The 12,623-nt window shown below is 53.7% G+C and carries 11 protein-coding genes and 1 tRNA gene; 7 read left to right on the top strand and 5 right to left on the bottom strand.

Annotated features, from left to right (window positions below):
* Nucleotides 1-24: 24 nt before the first annotated feature.
* Nucleotides 25-101: transfer RNA gene (locus ACSPJT_RS13610), tRNA-Pro, on the bottom strand.
* Nucleotides 102-208: 107 nt separating this feature from the next.
* On the opposite strand from ACSPJT_RS13610, the gene argC reads away from it, so the two are divergent.
* From argC to ACSPJT_RS13575, 7 genes are all read left to right on the top strand, one after another.
* A complete protein-coding gene (gene argC / locus ACSPJT_RS13605) occupies nt 209-1,246 on the top strand; it encodes an N-acetyl-gamma-glutamyl-phosphate reductase (protein WP_435893106.1) in 1,038 nt (345 codons plus the stop codon).
* Between the two features lie 74 nt (nt 1,247-1,320).
* Nucleotides 1,321-2,580 (top strand): bifunctional glutamate N-acetyltransferase/amino-acid acetyltransferase ArgJ, encoded by a 1,260-nt coding sequence (argJ, locus tag ACSPJT_RS13600; RefSeq protein WP_435893105.1) that lies wholly within the window; start codon nt 1,321-1,323, stop codon nt 2,578-2,580.
* 191 nt (nt 2,581-2,771) lie between these two features.
* Entirely contained in the window at nt 2,772-3,506 is a 735-nt protein-coding gene (pyrH, locus tag ACSPJT_RS13595) for a UMP kinase (RefSeq protein WP_435893104.1), read from the top strand.
* Nucleotides 3,507-3,555: 49 nt separating this feature from the next.
* Complete coding sequence (gene frr, locus ACSPJT_RS13590; protein WP_435893103.1) at nt 3,556-4,122, top strand: ribosome recycling factor; 567 nt, start codon at nt 3,556-3,558, stop codon at nt 4,120-4,122.
* 73 nt (nt 4,123-4,195) lie between these two features.
* Nucleotides 4,196-5,185, top strand: a complete 990-nt coding sequence (mgrA, locus tag ACSPJT_RS13585; RefSeq protein ID WP_435893102.1) for an L-glyceraldehyde 3-phosphate reductase — start codon at nt 4,196-4,198, stop codon at nt 5,183-5,185.
* Nucleotides 5,185-5,856, top strand: coding sequence for an MOSC domain-containing protein (locus ACSPJT_RS13580; RefSeq protein WP_435893101.1), 672 nt, complete (start codon nt 5,185-5,187; stop codon nt 5,854-5,856). The genes mgrA and ACSPJT_RS13580 overlap by 1 nt, the downstream gene beginning before the upstream one ends.
* The gene (locus ACSPJT_RS13575) at nt 5,853-6,200 is read left to right on the top strand and encodes a DUF488 domain-containing protein (protein WP_435893100.1); all 348 of its coding nucleotides are present in this window, start codon (nt 5,853-5,855) and stop codon (nt 6,198-6,200) included. Before ACSPJT_RS13580 ends, ACSPJT_RS13575 begins: the two co-directional genes overlap by 4 nt.
* A gap of 48 nt (nt 6,201-6,248) precedes the next feature.
* Here the strand turns inward: ACSPJT_RS13575 and ACSPJT_RS13570 are convergent, their stop codons facing one another.
* The 4 genes from ACSPJT_RS13570 to ACSPJT_RS13555 all read right to left on the bottom strand — a co-directional run bounded on the left by ACSPJT_RS13570 (nt 6,249) and on the right by ACSPJT_RS13555 (nt 12,586).
* On the bottom strand, nt 6,249-9,623 hold the full coding sequence (locus ACSPJT_RS13570; protein WP_435893099.1) for an SbcC/MukB-like Walker B domain-containing protein: 3,375 nt from the start codon (nt 9,621-9,623) through the stop codon (nt 6,249-6,251).
* A complete protein-coding gene (locus tag ACSPJT_RS13565) occupies nt 9,620-10,294 on the bottom strand; it encodes a DUF4194 domain-containing protein (protein ID WP_435893098.1) in 675 nt (224 codons plus the stop codon). The genes ACSPJT_RS13570 and ACSPJT_RS13565 overlap by 4 nt, the downstream gene beginning before the upstream one ends.
* Nucleotides 10,291-11,733 carry a Wadjet anti-phage system protein JetA family protein gene (locus ACSPJT_RS13560; protein ID WP_435893097.1) on the bottom strand — a complete coding sequence of 481 codons (1,443 nt, stop codon included), beginning with the start codon at nt 11,731-11,733 and terminating at the stop codon, nt 10,291-10,293. Before ACSPJT_RS13560 ends, ACSPJT_RS13565 begins: the two co-directional genes overlap by 4 nt.
* 100 nt (nt 11,734-11,833) lie before the next feature.
* Nucleotides 11,834-12,586, bottom strand: a complete 753-nt coding sequence (locus tag ACSPJT_RS13555; protein WP_435893096.1) for a prolyl oligopeptidase family serine peptidase — start codon at nt 12,584-12,586, stop codon at nt 11,834-11,836.
* Nucleotides 12,587-12,623 lie beyond the last annotated feature (37 nt).

The following is a 12,623-nucleotide window of genomic DNA, read 5'->3' as shown; positions in this document are numbered from 1 at the left end:
TCCGAAGACAGCCTCGTTTTAAAATGGTCGGGACTACAGGATTCGAACCTGCGACCTCTTCACCCCCAGCGAAGCGCGCTACCAAACTGCGCCAAGTCCCGGTCATATATTCGCTTGGAAAATTTCACTTCGCCAAGCAGGGGGGCGCAATTAAGCTCATCACTTCAGGGTTGGCAAGCACAGATTTTCGTGGCATTCCCATCCGCCCATGAAACGCGTCAAGATCGCCGTCATCGGAGCCAGCGGCTATACCGGCCTGGAGCTCCTACGCCTGCTGCTCACCCATCCTCATGCCGAGCTGGTGTGTGTGACCTCGCGCCAAAATGCCGGACGCAGCATCGGCGAGGTCTTTCCCCGCTTCAATGGCGCGGATTCAGCTGATCTGAAATTCATGGATCCCAGCGGCGAGGAGATCGCAGCCACGGGAGCTGAGGTCGCTTTTCTTGCCCTGCCCCACGGCGTGGCCGCTGGCTATGCGTCCAGCTTGCTTGATCTCGGTCTGAAAATCATCGACCTGAGCGCGGATTTCCGTCTCGAGGATCCGGCTGTTTATAAGGAATTTTATGGTGACGATCACCCTGCACCCGAGCTTCTCCAGGAAGCTGTTTACGGCCTGCCGGAAGTTCATCGGGAAGCCACCAAGGATGCCCGACTCATCGCCGCACCCGGCTGCTACCCCACCAGCATCAGCCTGCCTTTGATCCCACTGCTGCGCGAAAAGCTCATCGATCCTAACAGCATCGTCACCTGCTCCATGTCCGGTGTCAGTGGTGCCGGGCGGAAGGCAGACCTCTCGTTGATCTTCTGCGAGTGCAACGAAAGCGTGCGCGCCTACGGTGTGCCGAAACATCGCCACCTCTCTGAAATCGAACAAGAGCTCAGCAAGGCCGCGGAAGAAAAGGTCGTGATCTCATTCACACCTCACTTGGTACCCGTGCACAACGGCATCTGCTCCACCACCAGCGCTAAGCTAACAGGATCACCTGAGCAGGTGAATGCTGCGCTTGAAAAGGCATACGCTGACGAGCACTTCGTCCGTTTGTTAGGAAAAGGCGGCTGTGCCGATACCAAGAACGTCACAGGAACCAATTTCATCGACATCGGTTGGAACTACGATGAACGCACCGGCCGTGTTCTGTTATTGAGCGCCGAAGACAATCTCGGAAAAGGCGCAGGTGGTCAGGCTGTGCAGAATTTCAACATCCTTTGTGGATTTTCTGAAACTGACGGATTGCAAAACTTTTAGAATAGGTTCAGGCTCTTTCCCCGACTCCCTATTCTACCCTTCGTTTTCCCAGCCTCTAATTCCCCCTAACCACCATGCCATTCAAAGCCGCCATCAAGAAAATCAAAGGAGGTGTATGCGCCCCCCGAGGTTTTCAAGCGGCTGCTGTTAGTGCGGGCATCAAGAATCCGGATGACCCTCGGCTGGACCTCGCTCTGATTTACTCGGACTCGCCCTGCACAGCCGCAGGAACTTTTACCACCAACCGGGTAAAAGCCGCACCAGTCAAAGTTTCCCAGGCTTACATCAAGGCCGATGCGGTACAAGCCATCGTCGCTAACAGCGGAAATGCCAATGCCTGCACCGGCGTTGAAGGCATCAGCGATGCACGGAAAACAGCAAACATCGTGGCCAAAGGGCTCGGACTTCGCCAGCGCCAAGTCGCGATCTGCTCCACCGGTGTCATTGGTTTACCCATGCCAATGGCCCGCATCGAACCCAAGCTGCCCGAGCTCGTTCAAAACCTTGGACCCAAGAATGGCGAAGATGTCGCTCGTGCGATCATGACCAGCGATACCTGTAAAAAGGAAATCGCCATCGCCTTTGACCTCGGTGAACACCGTGTCCGCATCGGTGCCTGTGCCAAGGGTGCCGGTATGATCTGTCCGAGCATGGCCACCATGCTCTGCTTCATCACCACTGACGCCAAAGTCAGTAAGTCATGTTTACAAAAGGCAGTCCAGGAAGCCGTTGAATCATCCTTCAACCGCATCACCATCGACGGCGACATGAGCACCAACGACACCGTCATCGTGCTCGCCAACGGCCAGAGCGGTATGCCGTCGATCAAACGCAACAGCAAAGAGTGCCGCCAGCTTCGTGAAGCCATCGGCTACGTGATGTTGAAAATGGCCAAGTCCCTGGTCCGTGACGGCGAACGGGTATCCAAATTTGTCACCGTCGAAGTCAAAGGAGCCAAAACTTATCTCGATGCCAAAAAGGTGGCCGAAGCCGTAGCCAACTCGGCCTTGGTAAAAAGTTCATGGAATGGCAACGACCCTAACTGGGGACGCATCATCCATGCTGTCGGTTACTCGCGTGCCATGGTCAGGGAAGAACTCATCGACATCCACATCAACGGCAAGCCCGCCTGCCTCGGCGGACTCCAGGCCAAGACCCCGATGGAAACCCTGCGCAACATCGTCGCCAAAGACGAGTTCACCATCACCATCAATCTCCACCAAGGGAAAGCCGAATACGAAGTCTACTCCAGCGATCTTTCCCCGGAATACATCGACTTCAACCGCTCCGAATACGCTTACTGGAAACAGGCGCGTAAAGATGGACTTGTATAGCGGAAACGGACGAATGGTAGGGCAGATTGGCCGCAATCTGCTGCCTCGGAGCCATTCATTACGGTTTGCCAAATACTCTGACTAACAGCTTTGGTGTCATCAGTTTTCCATTGAGCTATTCATGGCGGAAACACTTCCCTCCATTGCTTCTTGACTCTTGATTCTCCATTCTTGATTCTTCCCCCAACACCATGAGTAGCCCCACCGAAGATCGTAATTTTAAACGCGTTATTTTAAAACTCAGTGGCGAAGCCCTGAGAGAGCCCGGCAGCCAAGACAATATTTCCCCGGAAATCGTCGAGCGAGTGGCCAAGGAGATTAAAAAGGCGATCAGTTCTGATGTAGAAATCGGTGTCGTTTGTGGGGGTGGTAACTTTTGGCGCGGTGCCTCTGCCAGTGCCCGCGGAATGGACCGGGCAACGGCTGACTATGTTGGCATGCTCGCCACGGTGATGAACGCTCTCGCTCTGCAGAGTGCCCTGGAAGCCGAAGATGTTCCGTGCATCGTGCAGTCGGCGATCGAGATGAAAAACGTCGCCGAGCCGTTCATCCGCCGTAAAGCCAACCGCCAACTTTCTGCCGGCACCGTGGTCATTTTTGCCGCCGGAACCGGCAGCCCGTTTTTCTCGACGGATACCACAGCCGCCCTCCGCGCCAGCGAGATGAATGCGGACGCCATCATGAAGGCCACCATGGTCGACGGTGTCTACTGCTCAGACCCCAAGAAAAATCCCGACGCCGTGCGCTACGAGGCAGTCACTTTCCAAGAATGCCTCAGCAAGAATCTCAAAGTCATGGACTCCACTGCCTTCACCCTGTGTAAGGACAATAATATCCCGATCATCGTCTTCGATATCAATGGCGACGGAAACATCACCAAGGCGCTCGCGGGAGGCGACATCGGCACGATCATTTACAAAGGCTAACAGCCACATCTAACTACATCTCAAACCAGACAACTAACCACTTAATACAATGGATCCAGCAACAGCCCTTCTCGAGACCGAGGAAAACATGCAGAAAGCCGTCGAATACATCATCCATGAATTCGCCGCCGTGCGCACCGGTAAAGCCAGCCCCGCTCTGATTGAAAACATCGATGTCAATGTCTCCAGCTACGGAAGCTCGATGAAACTCAAAGGCCTCGCCGTCATCACCGTGCCAGAACCACGAATGATCGTCATCCAGCCGTTCGATCCCTCCACTTCCAAAGACATCGAAAAAGCTATCCTCGAAAGCAAGGTCGGTCTGAACCCATCCAACGAAGGCAAACTCCTCCGCCTCCCAGTCCCGGAACTCTCCGAAGAACGCCGCAAGGACATGGTGAAAATGGTCAGGTCCCTCGCTGAGGAAGGACGCGTCCGAGTCCGCGCATGCCGCAAGGATGGCATCGATGCCGCCAAGAAAATGAAAGCCGCCAACGAACTCACCGAGGACGGCCAGCACGATCACGAAGCATCCGTCCAAGAACTCACCGATAAGTTTATCAAAGAGATTGATGAACATCTGGTGCAGAAGGAAAAGGAACTGATGACCGTCTAAATCGCCAAGCGCGAAGGCTCCGTTACAACCGTTGTAGCGAAGCCTTTGTAGGCTTTGGAAAATACCCCCCATTATGTCTTACAAGCCCGATCCCGACCGCTATGACGGCCGCATGCCCTATCGCCGTTGTGGCAAATCCGGACTGAAGCTACCGGCCATTTCCCTCGGATTTTGGCACAACTTTGGTGATGTCGATGACCTCAAAGAAGCGCGCAGCATCATGCACCGTGCCTTCGATTTGGGCATCACCCACTTCGACTTCGCCAACAACTACGGCCCACCCGCCGGCTCTGCTGAACGCAATGCGGGCAAGATCCTCAAAGAAGACTTCCACGCCTACCGAGATGAGCTGATCATCTCCTCCAAGGCTGGCTACTACATGTGGGACGGCCCATACGGTGAGTGGGGGTCTCGCAAATATGTGCTGGCATCACTCGATCAATCTCTCCATCGACTGCAGCTCGACTACGTAGACATCTTCTACTCCCATCGCCCCGACCCCGAGACTCCGTTAGATGAAACCATGGGAGCACTCGCCACCGCAGTGCAGCAGGGCAAAGCACTCTACGTTGGTATCTCTAACTACCCAGCCGACATGGCAGCTGAGGCCATCACCATCCTCAAGAAAATGGGGGTCCAGTGTGTGATTCATCAGCCACGTTACAACATTTTTGACCGCTGGATTGAAGGTGGTTTAACCAAAGTCTTGAAAGACAATGGCGTCGGATGCATTCCGTTCTCTCCTCTCGCCCAAGGACTCCTAACAGGTCGTTATCTCGATGGTATCCCTGCCAACTCCCGAGCCGAAAAAGATCACGGATTCCTACAAAAATCTGCCGTCGAGGAAAAGATCACCCAAGTTCGCCGACTCAGCGAGATCGCTGAAAAACGCGGTCAAACACTAGCCCACATGGCACTCGCCTGGGTGCTGCGAAACCCCGCTGTCACCTCTGCGTTAATCGGAGCTTCCAGTGTGAAACAGCTGGAAGAAAACGTGCGCTGTCTCGATTTGTTAGACTTCAATTCTGATGAACTGATGGCGATCGATGACGTATCTTCCTGATGAAGGTCGTTAGTGTCCAAGTCGGATTACCTCGCGCGACTGGGCCAAAAGGCTTCTTGAGCGGCATTCAAAAAAAACCCGTCTCCGGACTCCTCCATGTTGGAAAAATCAACCTTGCTGGAGACTCCCAAGCCGACCTCAAAACTCATGGTGGCCCCGATAAAGCCATCTGCGCTTACCCGCTGGAGCACTATGCATTCTGGAACAACAAGCTGAGTCTGGATTTCTCTGCTGGAGATTTCGGTGAAAACTTCACCACACAGTATCTGTTAGAATCGGACGTTTTCATTGACGACATCTACCGCATTGGAACGGCCTTGGTGCAAGTCTCACAACCTCGCCAACCTTGTTGGAAGCTAGCCAAACGCTGGGGTATCAAACAACTCCCCCTCCATGTGCAAGAAACCGGCAGAACGGGCTGGTATTTCAGAGTCCTTGAGGAAGGTGAGACGGAGGCAGGCTCACCCCTTACGCTCGTGGAGAGAATTCAGACGACATGGTCAGTCGCCAAAGCCAATGAGGTCATGCATCACCACAAGACCGATTGGGATGTTGCTGCGGAACTAGCCAATTGCCCTGGCCTCTCTGCCAACTGGCGAGCCACTCTGAGCCACCGGGCGGAAAAAAGAACCGTTGAGGACAGCACGAAACGGCTTGAAGGTGAGGCATGAATATAACAACCCACAGAATCTACGAAGATGACGCGCCATCCGGATACCGCGTTCTGAGCGATCGACTCTGGCCACGCGGCATCTCCAAAAAGGAAGCGGATCTAGACGATCAATGGAAAGAGCTCGCCCCCAGTAACGACCTCCGTAAATGGTTCGATCACGATCCTGACAAGTGGGCAGAGTTTCGTAAAAAATACCTCGAAGAACTCAGCGAAAACAAGGAGACCGCTAAGGCTAAACTCGAAGAGGTGAAGGGTAAATCCCTGGTGCTTCTCTATGGAGCCAAAGACAAAGAGCTTACTCATGCCAAGGTCCTTAAAGAATACCTAGGACGACTCGGTTAACCTAACATATTCAACCTATATCGGCAGGCAGTTAGGCTATAGACTTGTTCATGAAACGGTGGCCTCTTTCATCCATTCCTGACCTTCGGGCGAATTACGATAGAGGATGACAGGCACATTTCGCACCCCTACTCGGGTGCCGCGCCGTTCTTCCTTCCGTGAGATGACAATGAGTTCATCGCACTGGCTGAAGGCGTAGGGAATGTTACCACTGGACATGGAGAACATGCCTTGGAGGTCAAGTTCTGACATCGCTTCGATACAGTTCTGGATACGCTCGCCGGAGAGTTTGGAGAAGGCTTCGTCGATGGGCACGATGGCGAGGGATGGCTCCTTGCGGCGGTTTTCGTGTCGATTGTATGCGTGAAGATAACTGGCAAGAATGGCTACGAAATAGGGGCTTTGGTTTTCGCCACCACTCATCTTGCCACTTTGTTTGTCCACGCTGATCGGACGAGCATCCGTCTCGCGGATATCCGTTACAGTTAGATCATAGTCAAAATACTGGCGGTAGTCTAACAACCTGGCAGCTTCCGGACTATTGGCATTGTCTACCAGCGTCTTGAGAAAATCAGCCAACGCGTCTTTCAGCTGATCGCCCATGCTGGAGAAGAACAGCTCGTCCTCATGATGCAGGGAGTTAAGATCGATGAGTTCGCGGTAGATCTTGAAATCAGGGTTTTGAATTTTTTCGATTTTGTAGCGATCGTGGGCGATTGGACGCCGCAACAGATGGTTCAGCTGGCGGATGATGTTTTCGACGTTCTTCAGAGCCTGCTGCATTCGACTGAGAACCTGAGTGCGGAAGAGAGCCTCCCAGCGTTTGCGTTCGGTGACGGCTTTCTTTTCGTATTCGGGGATATTGGCGTGCTCGATCTGCTCCAGCCGCTGGACGTAAGCAGTGGCATCTGTACCGTCTTCCGGCAGGTCATCAAACTTGGGCGCGAATGCTTTTTTAAATTCGACCATCGCCAGTTTCAGGTCGCCGATCGCTTTGGTAGCGTCGATTTCTGCTTTGGACGCAGCCAGCTTGAACTGAGTGGCTAGAACATCGAGAGCGGGAGTGTATTCTTGGGCTTCACCTTTCCACTCATTGTAGCGTGTTAGATATTTATGGATATCGATGCGCAGCTGAGTTTTCGAAAAATCATCCTCGCGACGGCTGGCTACTTCTTCGAGTCCTTTGAGATCCTTTTCAGTGCGTTGGATTTCGGAAATGCGGCCTTTTTTCAGAATGGTTTTTGTCTCTTTGGAAAACTCATCAATCTGATCCATGAGATCTTCGGTCTCGAAGCGCAGTTTATCAAACTCATCGTTTTTGATCGCTTCGAGCTTCTCCATTTCCTGAGCATACTTCGCCTGTTTGGCAGGGAGATCTTCGACGCGGACGAGATCGTTGAGGATATCGTGATGCTGTGGAATCTCGGTGGTTCGCGCTTGGATAAGCCGTTCCACTTCGCGCTCGAGAGGTTCCAGGCGGCGTAGCGATGCTTCAATTTCACTGAGCCTTTGGCGCTTGATTTCCAGCTGTCGCTTCAGACCTTTTTCACCAATGAACGGTTGGTCATCGTAGGGCGCAGGGCTAATAATTGCACCATCACGCCTGTGGATGCCGTTGGCGGCGATGGCTGACGGGTGGAACGTTAACTCATCGGCAGTTTCCACACGGACCATCTCGCCGAAGAGAGAATCGATGTAGCGACGGGCATCCGGGTCAGAGGTTTCCAGTGTCTCAGCGAGAGTTCCTTTCAGAACCGAAGGCGTTGATGAATCCGAGAGATCAACAAGCTGTTGTGGGCCGGCTTTGGCGCGTTCTGATTCAGGTAGGCGCTGGAGAATCTTGCGGGCGTCATCGAAGTGATCCGGATCTACCAAGACGGCAAATTTTTCACTGAAAGCGACTTCGGCAGCGACCCGCCATTTCTCGTCTGCCACCTCGCAGACATCGCGGAGAGCGCGTGGCGGTTTGTGCTGAGCGAGAATAGGCAGCTGCGCTTGCAGCGCTGTTAGAAGTGGCTGCTGAGTGGGGGAAACTCCGTTCTTGAGTTTCTCGATCTTGGCATCGAGATCGGATTTTTCGCTACGTAGCCTTCTCAGTTCTGCGGCAGAAGGATCGAAGGCGGCACGGAGAGATTTGACAACATCATCGGCGGCATAAGCGAGTAAACGCAGGCTGCTGTCCGAGTCCTTGGTTTCACAACTCTGCAGGGTCTCGATAGCTTGATCTATCTCGCTCGTGTTGATGGTTTTCTCCAGCGGTGCTTGCTCGATTTCCTTGACCCAATCACGGGCAGACTGGATGCGTTTTTGTAGCTGATGATCAATGCGAGTGGCTTTGAGTCGCAGAACCTCGATCTCACCCTCCAACTCTGTTAGATCGTTGACAAGTTTTTGGTAGAGTTTCCCTTCCGATGATTCATTGAGAGTAGCCAGGATGGATTCCCGGCGCTGACGGCACTCTCGTGACAAGTTATCCAGTTCCTCCAAGCGTTCTTCATCAGCACGGTTGTCCTCCTTGAGCTGATCGAGTCGTTGCCGGGTGGTGTTCGCAACGTCCTCGGCGTGGAGATGGGCAAATTCGGCCGCAAGATAAGTGGCTACCTGCTGATCGGTGGCTGCCTTTTCATGGGTGGTGTGAACCTCGCGAATGTGAGTGAGGCGTTCTAACTGATTTTTCAGGCTTGTTAGCTCGCGTTCGTAAGATTGAAAATCGCGGAATGAAGAAACCACATCCTCCACTGGCACCGCTTCGGCGGGGAGGACAAACTGGCGACAGAAGTCATCGAAGGATTTCAAATTCGTGAATGACATCGCGCTGGGCAGGAGCCGCTGGAGCACGTCTTTATTGAAGTTCAGGTGGCTTGGGTTCGCCATATCGCGCAGGTATTCACGCGATGATGAGAACAACCTGCCTTCGTGAGATTCGATCATGCGCTTGAACGTGCCGAGCGGACTCGGGCGCAATTTTCCATCGTCAGCCGTTTCTAAGAAGTCGCTTTTATCGAGTGAGGCTGGGCAAAAAAATGGTGTGGGTGAACCTCCGTCTTCACCTGATGAGCGGAACTCGAAACGCAGGCCCCATGTTTCCACTCGGGAACTGTCCGGCCAAGTGAACTCGGCAGCGATGTAGGTGGTGACGCCTTTGTCATGGAAATACTGCGGCTGCCCGTTCTCCTCACGCTTAGTGTCTAACATGCAGTAACTCTTAATCGTGCGATCACTTTTGCTACCGGTGGCTGAGCGGTTGAAGTGATGATGCGCGCGCTCGGGTCCGACGAGGACGAGCATGAGGAGGTCCATGAGAATGGATTTCCCTGAACCGGTGACACCGGCCAGAACCAGATTGCCTTTGACCGGCAGTGAGTCCCTATATCCATACCAGTTCAGGGCGTGGATCTTGGTAAGTTGAATCGCGCGGCTCATGCTTCTTCAGTTTCTTGGGTTGGGTCTTCTTCCTCTTCGTCCAGTTCATCCTGATCGATTTCAGGTTGAAACTGGGCGGCGGTTTCTTGCCAGTCAGCCAAGTCTCGGAATGGAATGACACGACGGATGGCGGGGAGGATTTCGATGCCTGTTTCCTCAAATGGTTCAGCGTGGATTAGCTTGATCAGATTTAGCCGGGAGGCTTGACGGAGGATCTCCTGAAGTCGGCCACGGGGGATTCTCTTGGCTAGGTCAGGCAGCAGTTGATCGTGGATGAGATCCATCAATTCAGCGACGGAAAGAAATGCTTGGTCAGCCCCTTCATCACGCCAGCGGACATCGCCGGCAAACCAGAGTGCAAGCCAGACAAGCGTGGCATCTTGCGGGAGACGAAGTCGCAATCCGGCTGAGCGCGGTATCGCCTGGATGAGTCTTTCTTCATGGTAAATGGCGACATCGAGGCCATTTAGGGCAGCTATTTCTCGCAGCCAGTCATCGTGCTGTCTGGCCCAATGGTAGAGGTTGGATCGACTGCTCTCCAGCCCATTGATCGAGCCAGTGGATAGCAGTTCCTGAAGCACTTCCGCGAGGCGATCGCGATCAGACTCTGAGAGAGCTAGGAGTGAAGGGATTTCCTCGGTGAGGAAGGCGCTTGGTTCTTCGAGATTCATTTTTTGATAACGGCAAAACGCTCAACTTGGGTTTCTGAAATGGTGTCGAGCGGCGGGGAAAGATGTTCTTCAGCGACACGGCTGACATCGAGACGGTAGCTCGCGTCCGGAGCTTCGGCGTGGAGGAAGAGGGCGATGAGATCGCCAGAGGTAGCACCTTTCGGCAAGGTCAGGGCGTCACTTTCAATACGCTCCCCTTTTCCTCCGGGGAAGGATTCTATGAGTCGGTTTGCGCGGGCTACGGAAAGAGATTCGCGGATGGTGCGTTGCATCCCGTCAAGGCCAACGGCGCGATCCTCGTCGCTGACCGCATCCTCAAACGGATCTTGTTCCATGGGTGGCCGCCGGTTTGGCGGTGAGTAAAGTGTGTCTAGTCCGCCGGGGAGTTTGACAGCAGGGAGGAGTAGTTCCGGGAGCTCAGGCAAGGAAGCATTGGTGCGCTGGAGTTTTCGTCCTGCAATCGCGTGATTCACCGATTCAAAGAAGCTTTTCACCTCCGTGCGGCGCTCACCGGTGACGTCTTGGAGGTAGCGGAAACGTGCCAAAGATCGACGTGTGAAATCAGCGGTGCGGCGATCAATTTCATCGGCCATCGGAAGAACTTGATCGAGCAATTCGATAAGTTCATCCAAAGCGAAGTGGACTCTGGTGCGCGCTGACTCCGCGGTGATCTCGGGAAAACGAATCAGCACCTCCTCTTGCATCGCATTGAGCATAGCGGCGTCGTTTAGGATGTGGCTGGCGATCCTATTCACCGCATCGGGGAGGCGCGTGGGGAGCCGTGCGCGGACAAGGGCGGCGTAGCACGAGTGGGAAATCTGATCGGCATATTCATCAAACACCACGGCCAGGTTGCCTTGGAGAGTCTCCTCTTCTAGCTGTTTGCGAGTGTGGCGCTGAACGGATTTCTGCATTGAGCGAAGCTCGTTGATACCCTCGTGGATGCTGGCTAGGCAGCTCTCGATGATCTGCCACGGCTGCTCGGAAAGGGCAGCATCATCGGCAAGCATGGCACAGACCGCTGTGATCTTATCCGTGAAGACCGCTGCCTCTGGCCATGCGATTTTGCGCAGGGCGGAGATCATGGTGGAACCATGGGCATCGAAGAGAAGCATCCTCCGCCAGTCGCGACGTGGCGGCTCTTCGAGCCAGTGGCTTTTCAAAAACACATCGAGCAGGTTTCGCGCTTTTTCACGCAGGTCACGTGACTCTGCCAACTCCTCCGGATCAAATTCAATCTCCGGATGGGCCTCCAGCGTTTCCTCGATGAGCCCGATCGCGACCTCGCGCGAAATACCATCGGGATTATCCGAGGCTTCGCGCTCTAGTGAAGTCAGCGCATCCACATAAAAGGGCGCATTTTTTCCAGCTAGTATTCGGAAAAATGCTGCTCCCCGCGTTTCACGAAAGAGAGCTGAAGAGAGACGTTCGTTGGACACGGAAGGTAGTAGAGAGCTGGCTCGACGCAGCTTGGCAGGAGGCGGGTAAAGCGCCAGAAAAAGTTTGGTCTTAAAAGGAAGATTCGGCTCCTAGCCGAGATTATTTTTTCTTCTGGGAGAACATCCACGCCCAGACCTCTGGGTTACGATAAGTTTGTGACCATGAGTTGTGCCCCACACCAGGGTATTCGGTGTATTTCGGAGTAGCTCCAGCCTTCTTCAGAGCCTTTACCATCGCCTGTGACATTCCGACTGGAACAACATTATCGGCATCTCCGTGAAAAATCCACATCGGCACGTCCTTCATTTTCTCCGCCGTTTTCGAGTCGCCTCCGCCACAGATCGGTATGGCGGCTGCAAAAAAATCTGGCCTGCGTGCGACTGCGTCAAAGCTGCCGTAGCCGCCCATCGAGAGCCCGGTGATGTAGATGCGGCTGGGATCTACTCCGTGCTTTTTGACCAATTGATCGAGGACAGTGAACACCATCTCCATCGGCGGCGAAGGATTTTTCCGCATGGTTAAAACCGCTGAATTCCGAAAGTCGCCATCTGAATGAGACCACCATTTCTCGGTCGGGCACTGGGGAGCGACGACAACACAGTCCTCTTTCTTCTGCTTCAACCATTTCAATAAATCCGGAACACCGTGGCGCACCTGCGAGCGATTATTATTTCCGCGCTCACCTGCTCCGTGGAGAAATAGAACGAGTGAGGGAGAATCTCCATCACCAGTGCGGGTCCATTGATAGGGCAAAGAGTTTCCGTCTTTCTCCAAGGTGGCTTTTTCCATTTCACCCATAGCATTCCCCAAACCAGCTGCGACGCAAAGGCATAAAAATATCACTCTCTTCATAGCTCTATATCTATCCTGCAGATGAGGCACTCACAAG

The organism is Oceaniferula spumae, assembly GCF_042849255.1.
In the GTDB taxonomy this organism is placed as follows: domain Bacteria; phylum Verrucomicrobiota; class Verrucomicrobiia; order Verrucomicrobiales; family Akkermansiaceae; genus Oceaniferula; species Oceaniferula spumae.
The sequence above is the reverse complement of the archived record's forward strand: the minus strand, read 5'-3'. Positions and strand labels throughout refer to the sequence as shown.